General features: G+C 70.3%; 17 protein-coding genes and 3 pseudogenes. 6 read left to right on the top strand and 14 right to left on the bottom strand.

What is annotated here, in order from left to right; all coding sequences use genetic code 11:
- Positions 1 to 358 precede the first annotated feature (358 nt).
- Together ACWD04_RS33035 and ACWD04_RS33040 are read right to left on the bottom strand one after the other, a co-directional pair.
- Positions 359 to 1,708 (bottom strand): hypothetical protein, encoded by a 1,350-nt coding sequence (locus ACWD04_RS33035; RefSeq protein WP_451137426.1) that lies wholly within the window; start codon positions 1,706 to 1,708, stop codon positions 359 to 361.
- Between the two features lie 112 nt (positions 1,709 to 1,820).
- Positions 1,821 to 2,393 carry a QsdR family transcriptional regulator gene (locus ACWD04_RS33040; RefSeq protein WP_451137427.1) on the bottom strand — a complete coding sequence of 191 codons (573 nt, stop codon included), beginning with the start codon at positions 2,391 to 2,393 and terminating at the stop codon, positions 1,821 to 1,823.
- Between the two features lie 159 nt (positions 2,394 to 2,552).
- On the opposite strand from ACWD04_RS33040, the gene ACWD04_RS33045 reads away from it, so the two are divergent.
- The gene (locus ACWD04_RS33045) at positions 2,553 to 2,948 is read left to right on the top strand and encodes a hypothetical protein (protein WP_451137428.1); all 396 of its coding nucleotides are present in this window, start codon (positions 2,553 to 2,555) and stop codon (positions 2,946 to 2,948) included.
- A 9-nt stretch (positions 2,949 to 2,957) separates the two neighbouring features.
- Here ACWD04_RS33045 and ACWD04_RS33050 read toward each other — a convergent pair whose 3' ends face one another.
- Positions 2,958 to 3,935 carry a fibronectin type III domain-containing protein gene (locus ACWD04_RS33050; RefSeq protein ID WP_451137429.1) on the bottom strand — a complete coding sequence of 326 codons (978 nt, stop codon included), beginning with the start codon at positions 3,933 to 3,935 and terminating at the stop codon, positions 2,958 to 2,960.
- Positions 3,936 to 4,067: 132 nt separating this feature from the next.
- On the opposite strand from ACWD04_RS33050, the gene ACWD04_RS33055 reads away from it, so the two are divergent.
- On the top strand, positions 4,068 to 4,676 hold the full coding sequence (locus ACWD04_RS33055; RefSeq protein ID WP_451137430.1) for a TIGR03086 family metal-binding protein: 609 nt from the start codon (positions 4,068 to 4,070) through the stop codon (positions 4,674 to 4,676).
- 275 nt (positions 4,677 to 4,951) lie between these two features.
- Here ACWD04_RS33055 and ACWD04_RS33060 read toward each other — a convergent pair whose 3' ends face one another.
- A complete protein-coding gene (locus ACWD04_RS33060; RefSeq protein ID WP_451137431.1) occupies positions 4,952 to 5,593 on the bottom strand; it encodes a hypothetical protein in 642 nt (213 codons plus the stop codon).
- A gap of 78 nt (positions 5,594 to 5,671) precedes the next feature.
- Positions 5,672 to 6,355: an alpha/beta fold hydrolase gene (locus ACWD04_RS33065; RefSeq protein WP_451137432.1), complete on the bottom strand. Its 684-nt coding sequence runs from the start codon at positions 6,353 to 6,355 to the stop codon at positions 5,672 to 5,674.
- Positions 6,356 to 6,419: 64 nt separating this feature from the next.
- Here ACWD04_RS33065 and ACWD04_RS33070 point away from each other — a divergent pair.
- Positions 6,420 to 6,617: pseudogene (locus ACWD04_RS33070) on the top strand (chitosanase); the annotation flags it as partial.
- A 132-nt stretch (positions 6,618 to 6,749) separates the two neighbouring features.
- Here the strand turns inward: ACWD04_RS33070 and ACWD04_RS33075 are convergent.
- The 9 genes and pseudogenes from ACWD04_RS33075 to ACWD04_RS33115 form a co-directional block, all read right to left on the bottom strand.
- Positions 6,750 to 8,231 (bottom strand): nucleobase:cation symporter-2 family protein, encoded by a 1,482-nt coding sequence (locus ACWD04_RS33075; protein ID WP_451137433.1) that lies wholly within the window; start codon positions 8,229 to 8,231, stop codon positions 6,750 to 6,752.
- A gap of 228 nt (positions 8,232 to 8,459) precedes the next feature.
- Positions 8,460 to 9,857, bottom strand: coding sequence for an 8-oxoguanine deaminase (locus ACWD04_RS33080; RefSeq protein WP_451137434.1), 1,398 nt, complete (start codon positions 9,855 to 9,857; stop codon positions 8,460 to 8,462).
- A 45-nt stretch (positions 9,858 to 9,902) separates the two neighbouring features.
- A pseudogene (locus ACWD04_RS33085) lies at positions 9,903 to 10,049 on the bottom strand (purine permease); the annotation flags it as partial.
- A 45-nt stretch (positions 10,050 to 10,094) separates the two neighbouring features.
- Positions 10,095 to 11,018, bottom strand: coding sequence for a factor-independent urate hydroxylase (gene pucL / locus ACWD04_RS33090; RefSeq protein ID WP_451137435.1), 924 nt, complete (start codon positions 11,016 to 11,018; stop codon positions 10,095 to 10,097).
- 8 nt (positions 11,019 to 11,026) lie between these two features.
- A complete protein-coding gene (uraH, locus tag ACWD04_RS33095) occupies positions 11,027 to 11,419 on the bottom strand; it encodes a hydroxyisourate hydrolase (RefSeq protein WP_451137436.1) in 393 nt (130 codons plus the stop codon).
- A gap of 5 nt (positions 11,420 to 11,424) precedes the next feature.
- Positions 11,425 to 11,946, bottom strand: a complete 522-nt coding sequence (gene uraD, locus ACWD04_RS33100; protein WP_451137437.1) for a 2-oxo-4-hydroxy-4-carboxy-5-ureidoimidazoline decarboxylase — start codon at positions 11,944 to 11,946, stop codon at positions 11,425 to 11,427.
- Between the two features lie 154 nt (positions 11,947 to 12,100).
- Positions 12,101 to 12,478, bottom strand: a complete 378-nt coding sequence (locus tag ACWD04_RS33105; protein WP_451137438.1) for a helix-turn-helix domain-containing protein — start codon at positions 12,476 to 12,478, stop codon at positions 12,101 to 12,103.
- A complete protein-coding gene (locus ACWD04_RS33110; RefSeq protein ID WP_451137439.1) occupies positions 12,475 to 12,726 on the bottom strand; it encodes a hypothetical protein in 252 nt (83 codons plus the stop codon). The genes ACWD04_RS33105 and ACWD04_RS33110 overlap by 4 nt, the downstream gene beginning before the upstream one ends.
- Before the next feature lie 74 nt (positions 12,727 to 12,800).
- The gene (locus ACWD04_RS33115) at positions 12,801 to 13,655 is read right to left on the bottom strand and encodes a GntR family transcriptional regulator (protein WP_451137440.1); all 855 of its coding nucleotides are present in this window, start codon (positions 13,653 to 13,655) and stop codon (positions 12,801 to 12,803) included.
- A 535-nt stretch (positions 13,656 to 14,190) separates the two neighbouring features.
- Between ACWD04_RS33115 and ACWD04_RS33120 the strand changes: the two are divergent.
- From ACWD04_RS33120 to ACWD04_RS33130, 3 genes and pseudogenes are all read left to right on the top strand, one after another.
- Positions 14,191 to 15,072, top strand: a pseudogene (locus tag ACWD04_RS33120) (glycoside hydrolase family 16 protein); the annotation flags it as partial.
- A 157-nt stretch (positions 15,073 to 15,229) separates the two neighbouring features.
- Entirely contained in the window at positions 15,230 to 16,069 is an 840-nt protein-coding gene (locus ACWD04_RS33125; protein WP_451137442.1) for a TIM barrel protein, read from the top strand.
- 40 nt (positions 16,070 to 16,109) lie between these two features.
- Complete coding sequence (locus ACWD04_RS33130; RefSeq protein WP_451137441.1) at positions 16,110 to 17,003, top strand: 2-hydroxy-3-oxopropionate reductase; 894 nt, start codon at positions 16,110 to 16,112, stop codon at positions 17,001 to 17,003.
- Positions 17,004 to 17,215: the final 212 nt, after the last annotated feature.

Genomic DNA, 17,215 nt, shown 5'->3' on the forward strand with positions numbered 1-17,215 from the left:
ACTTGTTCGCACTTCCCAATCAGCGGCCCGGTCGTCGTGGGGTGCCGGGCGGCGAAGCGAGTTCAGCCACGAACGGCAGCCGCCTGAAAGCCACACCCAGCACCCCTGGGCGACCCAACCCTACGAATGGCTCGATCAACCCGTCCACGAACGTAAGGCCGCCTGAAGAGCCTTCGTCCTGGCAGGGGCAGTGCGTGACGCGGAGGAGACCCACCGTGCCGGCTCATGACCGCTCTCATCGGGCTGTCCGCCCCGGCGGCTCCATAGGTCGCGACGGCAGGCGTCACAGGCTGAGCGTCGGTGCGCTGTTCCCGGGCCGTGCGGTCCAGGAACAGCGCACCGGCTTAGGACTTCCGGCTCATCCGCCGGAGGCAATGTCCACGTAGTCCTTGAAGAGCAGCGACACGGTGTGGCGGTCGGACGGCCAGTTCGCCACGGTGATGGTCTCGCGCACCCCTCCGGCCCCGCGCATCGTCTGCGTTACAGGGATCGCGCCACGGGCCTGCGCGTCGGCCGGGAGGGAGAGGTCGGTGGCCGTCAGGAACGGGACGCGGTCGAAGGGCGGCAGCGCGGCGTCGAGGCGGCTGACCCCGTCGCAGCCCTTGTCGAAGGCGAACAGGCCCAGGATCTGGCGGATTTGTGGGGTCACAGCGGGATTGAGGACGTCCGACCCGGCGATACGGAGCCGGTCGTCGTCCGAAGTGCCGGCCCGCCACTCACGTGCGCGGACGATGGTGAGCGCCGTGTGGTCGGTGCAGGCGTCGATGGAGTCCGCGACACCGCCCGGAGGGGACACGAGCAGGCGCACGAAGCGGTCGCTGCGCTCGAACGGTTCGAAGTAGAAGTGGTTGGTGCGCTCGCCGGGGCGGACGAACGCCAGCTCGTAGTGCCCGCGTCCGCTCACTCCGAGCGGGCCGAAGGCGCCGTCCGTACCGACCCGCACCACGTGCAGCGGGAGAAGGCCGGCCCTGGCGCCGGTGGCGGGGTCGAGCCTCCACACCTCCAGGCGGCCCGCGATCCCCTTGTTCTGCGGGAAGTGCACGGCGCGGCCCGCGATCTGCACGGAGGTGGGCGCCTCGGGCAGCACCCGGGTGGTGAGCGGAGGCCTGCCGCGGAGGAACGCGTAGATGTGGCCGAAGCTCTCGGCGGACGTCGCGCTCTCCGTGTGTCCCGCCTGTGGCTCGTGGACGTTGAGCGCTCCGTCGATCGACCCGCTCGGCTGGAGGCTGCTCCAGATGGCGAGGGTGGGCACCCCGCCGGGCGGCGCGGCCGCCGTACGGCCGTCCAGGTTGACGTACTTGGCGACCTCCGCCGCACGCTCCGGCACGGAGAGGTACGCGTGCATCACACGCGTGCCGCGCGAGTGCGCGAGGATGTCGACCCTCTCCGCGCCGGTGCGCGCCCGGACGGAGTCGACCAGTTCCTCCAGTCCGGCGATCGCGTGGTCGTCGGTGGCCACGGAGGTGTCGTACTCGTGGACGTACAGGAGGTCGTCGCGGTAGCCGTTGCCGGAGAACCGCTTGGCCTGGGACTGCCACTGCTGGGCCGAGCCCTCCTGGCCGTGTACGAAGATCACGGGATTGACGGTGGTGCGCGGCGCGGTCGTGGCGTGCGCCGGGGTGGTGAGAACGGCGAGTGCTCCGACGAGCGCCAGAAACACAGCGAGCAGCGGGGTCCGGCCCGTCCGGACCGCCTGGGAACCGGTCATCGAGTCCTCCGAGTTGCCGTCGTCGGAGTCGGAAACTACGGCCGGTGCCGACGGGCCCGCCAGTCACCGGCCCGAGGGTGAGACTGCGGTCTCAGATCGCGCCCGATGACGTTCAGCAAGTTTGCCGGAGGAGGGCGCGGGCAGTGCGCTCGGCAAGCTCGAGATCCGGCCGACGGCTGCTCAGCAGCTCGGCGTACAAGGTGGACTCGACGACCCTGACGTAGAGATACGCCAGGTCGTCGATGCCCGCGCTGGGCCAGGGACGGTCCCCCTCCCCCGCTTCCAGCAGGATGCTCCGCTGGGCAAGGACGGCACGCCGGTGTACGCATCCGGCGGTCAGCAGCCGCCTTGCCGTCTCGGGCTCGGTAAGCAGGAAGGACGCGAAGGGGGTGGAGGCGCGCAGCACGGTGACGAAGTAGCGGGTGATCTCCAGCACCCCGTCGACGCCCGCCCGGGTGCGCCGGCACCGAGCCCGGTCCAGGAGGTGTTCCGCCAGCTCCCACAGCACGTCGGCCAGGAGAGCGTCCCGGCTGCCGACCACGCGGTAGAGCGTCGCGCGGCTCACGGCGAGGTCCCGGGCGAGCGCGCCCATGTCCACGGTGCCGTGCCGGAGGAAGTAGCGGCAGGCGCTGTGCACGACATGGCCTCGGGTGACAACCCGTCGGGAAGCCCGCGCACCTGGCATGCCGTCCCCTCCTCTGCCGACTCCGGCACCGCCGCCGGGGCCCGGTACATTAGCGCGCGGCGCCGTCGAGGACGAGTGGCCGCGACACGGACAGGCGGCGCCTCCAGCCACGGGTTCGGTCTGCCGTGGACCCACGCCACGCGGAGGAGACGCCCGGACATGCGCACACGGATCAAGCTGGTGAGAGCCGGGGAGTCCTTCCATGGCCGGCTCACCTCGTCCCAGACCGACCTGATGCTGGAGGCGCTGCAGTCACTCAAGGGGTGGGGGCCCTCCCCCGATGCCCTCTCCGTGCAGCTGGGCGTGGACCTGCAGGAGGTCGACCGTCTGGCCGGCAGACTCAGGGGGGACCACAGGACCACCCGGGAGTTCACGCTGACGGCGCGCGAACTGCACGTCAGCCATTCGGCGTTGACGGCTGTTCCCCCTCGCTTCGCTGTTGACGGGGTCTTCTCGGAAGAAGGGTTCTACAACAGGACGAGCTTCTTCCGGGAGAATTTCGACGCCATGGCAACGGGCATTGTCGCGGCCGTCTCCGAGGCGATGTCCGCTTGACGCGGGCGATCAGCCGGGGAGGACCACCGTGCGCTGGGCCGAGAAGTCGCCCCATTTCCCGTCGGGCAGCTTGGGCCTGATCTTGAGTGAGTAGCGGGTGCCGGGAGGGTCGGTCAGGGTGAGCCGGTACGTCGCGCGGCCCGAGGGCGGTGTGCCGCCCCAGACGATGGTGGTGGTCAGCTTTCCGTTCAGGAACAGCTGGTACGCGGGAATCGTGCCGCCGGTGTCCGGCTGGTCCCAGGAGAGGTCGACCAGGGACTCCTTGCCCTGCGCCGTGGTCTTCGTCCGCAGCGCGGTGGGTGCCGTGCCGGCGGGAGCGCCCGGCGCGGACGGGGTGGTGAGGTCGAGGGCGTTGCTGTCCGGCGAGGAACGGTCGGCGGCGTCTCGGGCCCTGACGGTGAAGGTGTAGACGGTGCCGGGCCGCAGCCCGGCGAGCCGGGCCGTGGTCTGCGTGCCGGGGACGCTGTGGATCCTGGAGTCCTCCTGGTAGACGTCGTACGAGGTAACGCCCACGTCGTCCGTGGACCCGCCCCAGGACAGGGTGACCGTCCGGCCGCTGCCGGCTTCGCCGCGCAGCTTGGACGGTCCGGTAGGCGGTTCCTCGTCGGAGGGTGCGGTGGCGGGGGTGGTGACGGGGGCCGCAGCGCTCGGGGCGGAGAGGTTGCCGGCGGCGTCACGCGCCCTGACGGTGAAGGTGTGAGCGGTGGACGCGGTCAGACCGTCGATGTCGGTCATCAGCTTCGCCGCGTCCACCGAGGCGGCCTTCCTGCCCTCGCGGTAGACGTCGTAGCCGATGATTCCCTTGTTGTCCGAGGACCGCTCCCACATGACGTGTACGGAGGTGGAACTGCCGGCCTGCGCTGTCACCCCCGCGGGGGCTGTCGGGTTCTCGGTGTCCGCTTCGGCGGAGCCGCCGCAGGCGCTGACCGCGGCGATGAGCAGCGCGGCGGAACAGGCGGACGCGGTGCGTGCGTGGGGGCGTTGCACGGTGAAGCCTTCCCTCCGACAGCAATGGTCCAGACCTATATGCCACGCCGGTGGGACCCGCGGCAAGAGGGCGGATCGGAACGCTCCGCCATGTCCGCGATGAGTTCCGAGCTCGGGAACGGTCCTAAGAGTATGGAAACGCACAAGGGGACCGCTCCTGATCTTGATCTCGAACCGGTGGCGCGGCAGATCCAGGAACTGATCGGCTCCATCGACGACCGGCAGCTGACCGGTCCGACGCCCTGCCCCGGCTACTCGGTCCGGGAGCTTCTGGGACACCTGCTGGGGCTGACGATGGCCTTCCGCGACGCGGCACACAAGAAACTCGGCCCGACGACCGGCACCTCCCCGGGCCCGGCCCTGCCGGTACTGCCCGCCGACTGGCGCTCAGCGCTGCCACCCCTGCTGGACGAGCTGGTCGCTGCCTGGCGGTCCCCGGCCGCCCTGGAGGGCATGACTCAGGCGGGCGGGGTGGATCTGCCCGGCCAGGTCGCCGGAGCGGTCGCCAGGAACGAACTGCTCGTGCACGGCTGGGACCTGGCCCGGTCCACGGGTCAGGAGTTCCGGGCGGACGAGGCGAGTTTGCGCATGTCGGAGGCGATGCTGGCGCCCGGGGACGACGACAGGTCCGGCCCCGACGCGATCTTCGGTCCGCCGGTCACCGTCCCGGCCGACGCACCGCTGGTCGACCGGGTGATCGCCCTGAGCGGGCGACGGCCCGACTGGCAGCCGGGGGACTGAGGGCTCGACGCGCCGGACGGGGACCCGCCCGGGCGGGAGCGACTCGCCGGACGGGAGCGACGCTCCCGACAGCAGCACCGGACGGGCCGACGCGACGGCACGGCGCGACGCTCCCGGCAGAAGCACCGGACGCGGCCACGCGACGGCACGGGCGGCGACAGTGGCCGCCGCGAGGGCCGCCCCTGCCGGGCCGTGCTCGCGCGCGAGTCCGCTCGGGCCGGTCCTGTCCGGGCTGCGGGCTCCACGCCCGCCGAAGCAGGGCCCGCCCCGTCAGCTCAGGCCCCAGCCTCCGGCCCCCGGAGCACCCGCAGCACCTCCCGCGCCCGCTCCTGGAAACGCGCGTCGGCGGACGCCCCCGAGGCCACCACCCGCACATCCCGCTCGGCAAGCTCCGTCAGCCGACGGCGGTGTGCGCCGAGCAGTTCCGCCAGGACCTGCGGATCGGTCTCGGCACCGAAGCGGGCACGGAGAACGCCGTACGCCTGGTCCGTCGCGCCGGTCATGGCCGCGGCCCAGGCCGCAGCCTGGCGTACCCCGCGGTCCTCCGCTTCCACCGACGCCAGCAGCAGGGGCAGTTCGGCGGTCACGGCGCGGCGTGCGGCGGCCTCGTCGCTCTCCCCGTCGTCCGCTCCGTTCTCCGCTATGCCGCCGAGCAGGGCCAGCACGTCCGCCGTGCGGATGCCGGCAGCGGCGATCCGGGCGAGATACGGCACGGCGTGAGCGGTGGCCTCGTACACCGAACCCTGGTGCAGGATGCTGCCGTACAGGTCGGAGAGGGCGGCCGCCGCCTCCTCGTCGTCGCCCCCCGCCAGCCTCCGCAGACAGCCGGGCACATCGGCGGCGCTGCCGTAGGCATGCGTGAGACCGGCCCACGGGAGGGAGGCGTCGGCTTCGGCGAGGAGGCGGCTGAGATCCATGCCGTGGATCATGGCAGCCGGCACCGACAGCGCCCGCCGGGCACCCGGAGGGCCTCAGCCGGGCACCCGGGGGCCGCCTCAGCTGGTGAAGAACTCGGTGATCTGCTGGGCCACCTGGTCCGCGTGCTTCTTGTGCACATGGTGCCCGCCGCCGAGGGTGATGAGCCTGCAGTCGGGGATGAGTGAGGCCATGTCGGCCAGCCTGCCCTGCGGCATGCTGCTCTCCGGGCCTCCCGCGATCATCAGCGTCGGAGCGACGATCTGGCCCAGCTCCTCCTCCCAGCGGGGATCAGGCTCGGCGATCTGGGCCCGGACGGCCGGCAGGACGTTCTCGTCGTAGTCCACCGGGCCCGACGGACGGGTGTCGTCGGCCGGCTGTCCGGGGAAGGGCGGCGGGGTCTCGATCAGCACCAGTCGCTCCACCCGGTCCGCGTGCTCCTCGGCGAGCAGATAGGCGGCCACCCCGCCCATCGAGTGGCCGACGAGGCCGACCCGGTCGAGCTCGCAGGCGTCGAGGAACTCCAGGACGTCGTCCCGCATCTGCTCGAAGGCGTACTCGTCGGGCCAGTCGCTCTCGCCGTGCCCTCGCAGGTCGATGGCGTACACCCGCCACTCCTCGCCGAGCAGGGCGCCCACCGCCTCCCAGCTCAGGGACGAGCCGCCGAGGCCGTGCAAGAGGACGACGGGCGAGCCGAAGGGGTCGCCCCAGGTCCGGTACGCCAGCCGTACATCGCCGACGTCCACAACAGACTGATCTTCCATATCGCGAACGCTACAGGCGCCGGGGCCCGGCCGGCTCCGCCCCCCGGCCTGGCAGGCCTGCTGCGTGAAGCACAGACGTCTCGTCCTCGCCGCGGTCGCGGCCCTCGTCCTGACCGGCTGTTCCGGGTCCGGTTCCGGCTCTCCGGAGAAGGGGCTCGACGACCCCGCGAACTACATCGAGGACATCGGCGACGGCTGCGGCTACACCGCAGGCATCATCGGATGCTCCGGCACCGGGGACATGCTCGATCCGGTGGAGCTGTACACCGAGCGCTGGATCTGGGCCCGCCGCTGGACCGGCAGGTCCACGGCGACAGCTTCCACATCGGCTGACCCCACCGCACACGGTGCGCGTACGGCCCCGCGAAGGGTCCCCCGTACGCGCACCGCCGGCTCAGTGGGCGGCGGGCAGGGCCATGGGGTCCTTGGGCTGTTCACTTTCCGCGGCTTCCGTCTCCGGAGCCGGTTCCGGCGTCCGGCCCCAGTGGTTGAAGGCCAGGTTCAGCACGATCGCCACCACGCAGCCGGTGGAGATGCCCGAGTCCAGGACGACGAGCAGGTCCTCGGGGAAGGCGTGGTAGAAGCCAGGCGCGGCGATCGGTATGAGGCCGACACCGACGGCCGCCGCGACGATCAGGGCGTTCTCGCCCTTCTCCAGGGCGGCGGTGGCCAGCGTCTGGACGCCGCTCGCGGCCACCGATCCGAAGAGCACGATGCCCGCCCCTCCGAGGACCGGAAGCGGTACGAGCGCGATGACCGAGGCGGCCACGGGGATCAGCCCGAGCAGCACCAATATGGCTCCGCCGGCGGCGACGACGAACCGGCTGCGGACCTTGGTCATAGCGACCAGCCCGATGTTCTGGGCGAACGCGCTGCACATGAAGCCGTTGAAGAGCGGGCTGACGGCACTGCCCAGGGCATCGGCGCGCAGTCCGCCCTCGATGGTCCGTTCGTCCGCCGGACGGCCGACGATCTTACCGAGGGCCAGCATGTCGGCGGTGGACTCGGTCATGCAGACCAGCATCACGATGCACATCGAGATGATGGCGGCGATCTCGAACTGCGGTGCGCCGAAGTGGAACGGCGTCGGGAAGCCGACGATGCCGGCGTCACCCAGCGCCCCGAAGTCGGTGATGCCGGCGGGGATCGCGATCAGGGTGCCGATGACCAGTCCGAGCAGGATGGCGATCTGCTGGAGGAAGCCCCGCAGCAGTTTGCGCAGGGCCAGCACGATCACGAGGGTGGCGGCGGCCATCGTGATGTTCGTCATCGAGCCGTAGTCGTCGGCGGTCGCGTTGCCGCCCTGCGACCAGTTGAAGGCGACCGGCAGCAGCGAGACGCCGATCAGCGTGATGACGGTGCCGGTGACGACGGGCGGGAAGAACCGCACCAGCTTGCAGAAGTACGGGGCGAGGAGGAAGCCGAGGAGGCCCGCGACGATGATCGCGCCGAAGATGACGGCTATGCCGTCGTGCCCACGGTCCTTGCCTATCGCGATCATGGGGGTCACCCCGGCGAACGAGACGCCGTTGACGAACGGCAGCCGGGCCCCGATGCGCCAGAAGCCGAGGGTCTGGAGCAGGGTGGCTATCCCCGCGGTGAAGAGGCTCGCCCCCATGAGGAAGGCGGTCTCCTTGGCGCTGAGGCCCACCGCGGGCCCCACGATCATGGGCGGAGCCACCACACCCGCGTACATCGCGGCCACGTGCTGAAGGCCGCTGGTGAACATCCTGAGGGGCGGAAGCGTCTCGTCGACCGGGTGTTTGACGCCCGGTTCTCCGGCCGCACTTCCTTCGGTCGCGCTTCCGTCGACTGCGCTTTCATCGACTGCGTTTCCATCGACTGCGTTCTTACGAAACCTGGGCGTAGCTGCCACGGCTTCCTCCGGTCGGGTACACGTCGGGCGACGTGGGTGTCAGGGAGGTGGTGCTGAGTGGTGCGTTGGTGCAGGTCGTGCAGCTGGTGCGGGCAGCCTTGTGCTCACCTGCGCGGGTGCGCGTACGGAAGGTACGCGCACCCGCGCAGGCTGCCGTGAACCCGTCGGGTGCACGGCGGCCGGCCGAGGGCCGTCCCCCTCGGCCGGCCTGTCAGGAGGTACGGAGCATCAGGCTCCGGCGGCGATCCGTGCCAGGCGCCTGGCCTCGTCGCGGGTCGCGCGGGCGATGGCGTCCTCGTCCACCGTGGTGAGGTGGCTGTCCTCGACGACGGTTCTGCCGTTGACGAGCGAGAGGGTGACGGGAGCCGCGGCACCGAAGACCAGGGCGGTCACCGGGTCGGCGATGGAGGCGTGGGCGAGGGTGTCCAGCTTCCACAGCACGAGGTCGGCGAGCTTGCCCGGTTCCAGGGAGCCGATCTCGTCGGCGCGGCCGAGGACCTGGGCACCGCCGTACGTGCCCAGGCGCAGCGCCTGGCGCGCGTCGAGTGCCTTCTCGCGGTGGGCGCCGAGGCGGTTGATGAGGAGGGCGTTGCGCAGTTCGGTGTGGAGTTCACCGGACTCGTTGGACGCGGTGCCGTCGACACCGAGCCCGACCGGGACACCGGCGGCGAGCATGTCGGGGACGCGGGCGATGCCCGCGGCGAGGCGGGCGTTGGAGGAGGGGCAGTGCGCGACACCGGTGCCGGTGCGGGCGAAGGCGGCGATGTCGGAGTCGTTCATGTGGACGCAGTGCGCCATCCACACGTCGTCGCCGAGCCAGCCGGTCGACTCGAAGTAGTCGGTCGGGCCCATCTCGAACAGCTCCTTGCAGAACTGTTCCTCCTCCACGGTCTCCGAGCCGTGGGTATGAAGCCGTACGCCGCGCCGGCGGGCCAGTTCGGCTCCCTGCCGCAGGAGTTCGGTGGACACCGAGAAGGGTGAGCAGGGGGCGACCGCGATCTGTGTCATCGCGTCGAAGGAGGTGTCGTGGTGCTCGTCGATGGTCGCCTCGGTGGCGGCGAGCGCTCCGTCGAGGGTCTCCACGGCGAAGTCCGGGGGCAGCCCGCCGTCCTTCTTGCTGCGGTCCATGGAACCGCGGGCGAGGGTGAAGCGTACGCCCATGTCACGGGCGGCGCCGATGATCGCACCGGACAGGTCGCCGGAACCGCGCGGGTAGACGTAGTGGTGGTCCATGGCGGTGGTGACGCCGCCGCGGGCCATCATCGCGAGCGAGCCCTGGGCGGCGGCGCGGGCCATCGGCTCGTCGATGCGTGCCCACGTCGGGTACAGCGCGACCAGCCAGTCGAAGAGGTTGTGGTCGGTCGCCAGGCCCCGGGTGATCCACTGGTAGAAGTGGTGGTGGGTGTTGACGAGCCCGGGCGTGGCGAGGTGCCCGGTGCCGTCGATGCGACGTACGACGCCCTCGAGGTTCTCCGGCGCGTTGCCCGCGCCGACGGACTCGATGCGGTGGTCCGCCACGACGATGTGCCCCGAGGCGTACTCGGTGTCGTGGGCGTCGACGGTGGCGATCGAACAGTTCTGGATGATGATGCGCTGGATGGTCCGTGGATCCGCCGAAGCTGCCATGCTGCTTCCCTCTTCTGTCTCTGGCGATGTGGGCACGGCAGGGCCCTAGGAGGATTTGAGTGCCACAGCGTTACGGCTGTGGGTGCCGAGATGATGGAAGAACAGATTGAGCAGGACCGCGACGAGCGCTCCCGCACTGATCCCGGAGCCGGGCACGGTCTGCGCCCAGGACGGAGAACCGGCGTAGAAGGAGACCGGTTCCCGCCCGCAGCGGGGCGGGACCGGTTCAGCACCGCGTCAGAGGTTGGTCATGTCGACCGGGATCTTCGGCTCGACGCCGTCACGGAGCACCGTGGCCTCGATGAGGCCGTACGGCCGGTCGGCGGCGAAGTAGACCTCATCGTCGTTCTTGAGGCCGAAGGGCTCCAAGTCCACGAGGAAGTGGTGGTTGTTCGGCAGCGAGAAACGGATCTCGTCGATCTCGCTGCGGTTGTCTATGACGCGCGAACCCATCTGGTAAAGGGTCTGCTGGAGTGAGAGGGAGTACGTCTCCGCGAAGGCCTGGAGCATGTGCTTGCGCGTCTGCTCGTAGGAATTCTCCCAGTTCGGCATGCGCTGCTGGTCGTCGGCCCAGTTGTAACGCCACTTGGCGGAGACGTCGGTCGCGAGGATGCGGTCGTACGCCTCCTTCAGCGTCGTGTACTCGTCCTTGACGTAGCCCCAGAACTCGGAGTTGGTCGAGTTCATCACCGAGAGGTCCTTGAGACCGGAGATGACCTCCCACTTCTCGCCGTCGAAGGTGATCTGGGTGGTGCGCGTCTCCTGGCCCTTGCGGACGAAGGAGTGCTTGACCTCGTCGGCGCCGGTGAACCTCGCGTTGCCGTCGGAGGTCGCGATGCGCTCCCAGCCGTACTCCTCGATCCTGATCCGGGCCACTTCGATCGGCTCCTGCGAGGTCACGAAGTGCCGGGCGAGGTGGATACCGAACTGCTCGGCGGACTCGATGCCGTGTTCCTTGGCGAAGGCGAACACCGTGTTCTTGGTGGTGTCGGTCGGCAGGACGTTGGCGTTGGAGCCGGAGTAGTGGACGTCGTCCATGTCGCCGGAGAGGGCGACCGAGACGTTGAGGTCCTTGATGTGGTGGGTGTTGCCGTCCCGCGTGATCCTGACGACGCGGTTCTCTGCTTTGCCGTACTGGTTCTGGCCGAGAATCGTGGGCATGTTGTCTGCTAGCTCCCTCGGTAAACGGAGTAGCCGAACGGGTTGAGCAGCAGCGGTACGTGATAGTGCTCGCCCGGGGTGACGGCGAATGCGACCGCCACCTCCGGGAAGAACGCGCCGCTGTCCCTTACGCGGGGGGCGTCCTGCTGCGCCTCGGCTTGCTTCATCGCGGTGACGTACGACTCGGTGTCGAAGACGAGCCGTACATGGGTGGTTCCTTCCGGCAGGGCCGGCAGGTCTTTGCAGCGCCCGTCCGAGTCGGTCGCGGATCCGCCGAGCGTCACGTAGTCCGCACCGGCGCCGCCGCGTGCGGCGAGCGAGACGGTGACGGCTGCGGCGGGGCGGCCGATGCTGGTGTCCAGGATGTGGGTGGACACCGATGCGGTGGTGCCGGTGCTCAAGACCGTCACGCTCCTTGCTCTGAGGGGTCCCGTAGGAGGCGGTTCAGCCGAATGCGGTTGATCTTGCCCAGTTCGGTGCGCGCGATCTCACGCTCCCGCTCGGGCGAGTTGCCGATCCGGGACTTCACCGCGTCGCGCATCTGCTCACCGGTGGCTCCGGTGGCGCAGATCAGAAAGACGTGTCCGAACCGCTTCTGGTAGGCCAGGTCCAGTTCGAGCATCTCGGTCCTGAGCTCTTCGGACGCACCGGTCATCCCCCGCTGTTCGCGGGCGGAGGCCGGGTCACCGGGTTTCGGGCGGCCGATCGGCGGGTGGCCGGCCATCGCCTCGGCCAGGTCCTTCGCGGAGAGCTCTGCCAGAGCGGCGTCGCTCGCAGTGAACAGGGCGTCCATGGCGGCGTACGGCCGGTGGGCGAGGATGATCCTCCCCCACTCCGCACTGGCACACACCTCGTGCAGCGCGACGGTGGCCTCGTCGGCCGCCAGGATGTTGAACCGGGCGAGGCCCGGCGTGGAGCTCGAAGTCACGGGAGCCTCCGTGGCTGTTTCTCGCTGTGCGTTGTCGGGCTGCGGATAGCTAACGCCCTCCACAACACCACGTCAACAGTTTGTTGAAATTCCACGAACGGAGAATCCGCCACCCGGGTTCCCGGGCGACGGCATGAGGCCGCGATGCGCTCAGCTACTCACCCTTGGCCGCATCGTCCCGGTTCAGGTAGTTGTAGACCGTGAACCGGCTGACCCCGAGAGCGGCGGCCACGGTCTCCACACCATGGCGCACGGCGAAGGCGCCGCGCGCCTCGAGCGCGCGCACCACGCCCTGTTTGGCCTTACGGTCCAGATCGGCCAGTGGCATCCCGTGCCGCCGCTCCATCGCGGCCAGGATGTGGTCGAGCGACTCGGAGAGCTGCGGGAGGCGCACGGCTATGACGTCCGCCCCTTCCCAGGCGAGCACGACGTCGTCGGCCGCCGCCCGCTCCGGACTCAGCAGTTGGGCGCCCATGGCGTCGACGAGCGGCTTCACCGCGGCGACCAGTGGGTGATCGGCGGGGTCGGTCACGGGGTGTCCTCCCCGATCACGTTGAACTGGAGGGAGACCCGGGTGGCACCCGAGGCCAGGGCCTTGCGCAACAAGGAGTCCACCGCGGCGAGAATCTGGTCGGCGCCCCCTTCGGCCGTGTTACCGAAGGGGCCCACGTCGACCGCGTCCAGGTCAGCGGTCTGGATGACCTCGCGGGCCTGCACCGCGTGGGCAGGTGCCTCCTCGAGATCGAAGGGCTCGGTGGTGAATTCCACCCTCAAGCGCACGGTGCCTCCCTCATGTCCCGCCGCGTCCCTCGGCTCGCACGGCTCGTCCCGACCCTATGGCAAGCCGCCCCGCCTCACGGTCCGGCCTGGACGTCCCCCCGGGTGGACGACGTGATCGGGTCGCCGGGCGCGAAGTCGCCGGGCGGGATCCCGGGATGGTGCCCTTCCCGGACGGGCCCGGCGCCGGCCGCTCCGGTGGTGGCGGCCGGTCCGAGCGCGAGCCGGGAGACGATCCGGTAGCGGTCACCCCGGTAGAGCGAGTGGACGTACTCGACGGGCACCCCGGCGGTGTCCGAGGTCAGGCGCTCGAAGAGCAGCGCCGGGGAGAGCTCGGGTACCTCCAGGAGCTGGGCCTCCGCCCGGGTGACGACGGTGGGCTCGATGGCCTGGACCGCCTCGTGGACATGCACCCCGTGGGTGCGCCGCAGGTGTCCGTAGAGATCGCCGGCCTCCAGCTCCTGCGCAGACAGGCCGGGGACGAGCGCCGCCCGCATGTACAGGTGCTCGATCGCCATCGGGGAGCCGTCGACCAGGCGCAGCCGTGCGACGTACGCGATCTCCTCGGCGGGCGACATCCGCAGCTTACGGCCGACCCGGGCGCCGGCCTGGAGCGTGGTGAACTCCAGCAGCCTGCTCGACCAGGCCCCGGCCGCCTGCGGCACGCTCAGCGCGAGGTCGGCGGAGACGAGCTCCTGGGTGATCTTCTCCGGTGCGACAAACATTCCGCGCCCGTGCTCGCGGACCAGCAACCCGGCTGCCACCAGCTCGTCGGCAGCGGCGCGCACAGTGGGCCGGGACACTCCGAGCAGAGCACAGAGGGCCCGCTCGGACGGGATGGCGTCCCCGGGGCTGCGGCTCTCGATCAGTTCGAGGACCGCGTCGCGTGCCCGTTCCCGTTTGAGCACCGTCCCCGGCACGTCGGCTTTCACGCACACCCCCTCCGGCGAACCACTCCCTATTACCAGTTGACCGCCCGAAGGCCACTGGTAATGGGAGAAGTGTAGCTGTCTCCGCCGGGATGAGCAGAGTCTGCAGTTCGCCGACAGACCACCAATCCCCCTTGATACGGCGGGGGTTGACGTTCTCATTGGTCTATGCCACCTTCATCCACCATCAAGAGGTGAACTGTCCGGTGCACTCCACTGGTCAGATGGTCAGGTCTCTGCCCCCAGTGAGGTGAACCGTGGAATGCCACTCGCGCCAGGTGGTGGCCGCGCACCCCCGCACCACCTGCCGCGACCACACCCGGTCCGCGGATCCGGACGAACCCCCCGCGTTCGGCACGCGGGCGCAGTTGCGGACCGAGTCCGTGACCACAGGCACAGCGCGCCCCCTCGGTAGTCACCCCCCACCGTTCCGGAGAGGAACATCGCCATGAGGACTTTCAGCAGGAGCCGTATCGGCGCGGCGGCGGCCGCCGCCGTCACCCTGGCCCTGGGCTGCACCGCCCTCGCCGCCCTGCCCACGACCGCCGGCGCAGCGCCCGCCGGCGGACCCCTCGCCCAGTACCGCACCGGCGGGCCCGGGGTGTCGGCCGACGGGCCCGCCCTGTTCGACGACTTCAACTACACCGGCCATGCGGACCCGGAGATCTCGGCGAACGGCTGGAGCGTCCGCTCCAACTCGGGCGGGCCCGGCGTGCCGGGCGCCGTCTGGGCTCCGGAGAACGTCACCTTCGCCGACCAGAGCGGCAATTCGGTGATGAACCTGGAGACGTCGACCGCGGGTACCGGTGCCTCGACGGTGCAGACGGAGATCCTCACGCGGTCCATGAAGTTCCGCAACGGCACCTACGCGGCGCGGGTCAAGTTCAGCGACGCCCCGAGGTCGGGGCCGGACGGCGACCGCCTCGTCCAGGCCTTCTTCACCATCAACGACCTGAAGGCACCGATGGCGGACGACTACGCGGAGTACGACTTCGAGTACCTGCCCAACGGCGGCTGGGGCGAGCCGGCCAACATCCTCTACACCACCTCGTGGGAGACCTTCCGGCCCGATCCCTGGGAAGCCGTCAACCAGCACAGCGAGACACGGCAGAGCTACGCGGGCTGGCACGACCTGGTGGTGACCATCGACGACAGCGCCATCACGTACTACGTCGACGGGCAGCTCTTCGGCACGCACGGGGCGGCGTACCTCCCGGAGCGGCCGATGTCGATCAACTTCAACCAGTGGCTGATCGATCTGGCCGGCCAGAGCAGCACCACACCCCGCTCTTACGACCAGCAGGTGGACTACGTGCTGCACGTGAAGGACCAGATACTCTCCCCCGCGCGGGTGTCGGCACTGGTGAGCGGATACCGGGCCGCGGGCACGACGTTCGAGGACACGGTGCCGTCCGTCTGACCAGGCGAATGTGAGCGGGAGCGGGGTGGAGGCGCGAGAGGCCTCCACCCCGCTCCCGTGTGCCCGGAATTCTGGTTCCCTCTTGACAGCCTCACCACGCGCCAGGCAACCTTCCGTTAAGCAGAAAATAACTTCCGCAATACGGAAGGAGTGCATGATGGGCTACTCGGACCAGCGCTTCGATGTGAACCTCTCGATCCTCTTCACCGAACTCCCGCTCCTGGAGCGCCCGGCGGCGGCCGCCGCCAGGGGTTTCACCGCGGTCGAGCTCTGGTGGCCCTGGATCGAGACCCCCACCCCCGCGCAGGCCGAGCTCGACGCCCTGAAGAAGGCGCTCGACGACGCGGGCACCCAACTGGTGGGGCTGAACTTCTACGCGGGCCGGCTCCCCGGCCCCGACCGCGGGGCACTCTCGCTGCCCGGCGAGGAGTCGGACCGCTTCCGCGCCAACATCGACGTGGCGGCCGATTTCGCGGCCTCGGCCGGCTGCAAGGCGCTCAACGCGCTCTACGGCAACCGCGTCGAGGGCGTGGACCCGGCCGTCCAGGACGAACTCGCCTTGGAGAACCTCGTCCTGGCCGCCCGTGCGGCCCACCGGATCGGGGCCGCCCTCCTGGTCGAGACCCTCAACGACACGGAGTCGCCGCTGTACCCGCTGGTCAGCGCACCGGCGGGCATCGAGGTCGTCGATCGTGTCAACGAGGCGACGGGACTGGGCAACGCCACCTTCCTGCTGGACCTCTACCACCTGGCGATGAACGGCGAGGACCTCAGCCAGGTGATCAAGACGTACGCCGCGAAGACCGGCCACGTCCAGATCGCCGACAAGCCGGGGCGCGGCGCGCCCGGCACCGGCTCGCTCCCGCTGGAGCGTCTCCTCGACGAGCTGACCGAGGCCGGTTACGCCGGCTGGGTCGGCCTGGAGTACAAGCCCGGCGACCGGCCGAGCGCCGAGTCCTTCGCATGGCTCCCCGCCGAGCACCGGCCGGCCCGCTGAGACCCGCCCCCTCGCACCCACGCTCACCGGAAGGCACCTCATGAGCAGCAACCTCCCCAAGGTCGCCTGGATCGGACTCGGCATCATGGGCTCCCCCATGTCCGAGAACCTGGTCGAGGCCGGTTACCAGGTGACCGGTTACACCCTGGAGCAGGACAAGATCGACCGGCTCGTCGCGGCGGGAGGCAAGGGGGCCGCCTCGATCGCGGAGGCGGTGCGCGACGCCGACGTCGTCATCACGATGGTCCCCGCGTCCCCGCAGGTCGAGGCCATCGCGTACGGCCCCGACGGCATCCTGGAGAACGCCAGGCAGGGCGCCCTGCTGATCGACATGTCCTCGATCACGCCGCAGACCTCCGTGGACCTGGCGAAGCGCGCGAAGGACAAGGGCATCCGCGTACTGGACGCCCCCGTCTCCGGCGGTGAAGCCGGTGCGATCGAAGCCGTCCTGTCCATCATGGTCGGTGGCGAGCAGACCGACTTCGTCGCCGCGCAGCCGCTGCTCGACGCGCTCGGCAGGACGATCGTGCTGTGCGGCCCCCACGGCTCCGGCCAGACGGTGAAGGCGGCCAACCAGCTGATCGTCGCGGTCAACATCCAGGCCTGCGCCGAGGCCGTCGTCTTCCTGGAGAAGTCCGGGGTCGACCTGGCCGCCGCACTCGACGTGCTGAACGGCGGGCTCGCCGGCTCGACGGTCCTCACCCGCAAGAAGGACAACTTCCTCAAGCGGGACTTCGCTCCGGGCTTCCGGATCGACCTGCACCACAAGGACATGGGCATTGTCACGGACGCCGCCCGCAACGTCGGCGCGGCACTGCCCGTCGGCGGGGTCGTGGCCCAGCTGGTGGCCTCCCTGCGCGCACAGGGCGACGGCGGCCTGGACCACTCGGCGCTGCTGCGCTCGGTCGAGCGGCTCTCCGGCTCCCAGGTCTGACACCCCACGCCCTTCCCCGGGCCCCGAACTCCGGGTCGCGGTGGCGCTGACACCTGTCCTGTCGCGCCCAGGCGCTGCCGCGACCCGGAATCCAATTCTCCAGATACGAACGGCGCAGGGGTGGGGGGGGCGGGCGGGGGGGGGGGGCCCCCCCCACCCCCCGGCGAGGGACCCGGGGGGCGGGCGGGGGGCGGGCGCCCACCCGGGGTGGA

It is taken from the genome of Streptomyces sp. NPDC002911 (assembly GCF_053591835.1).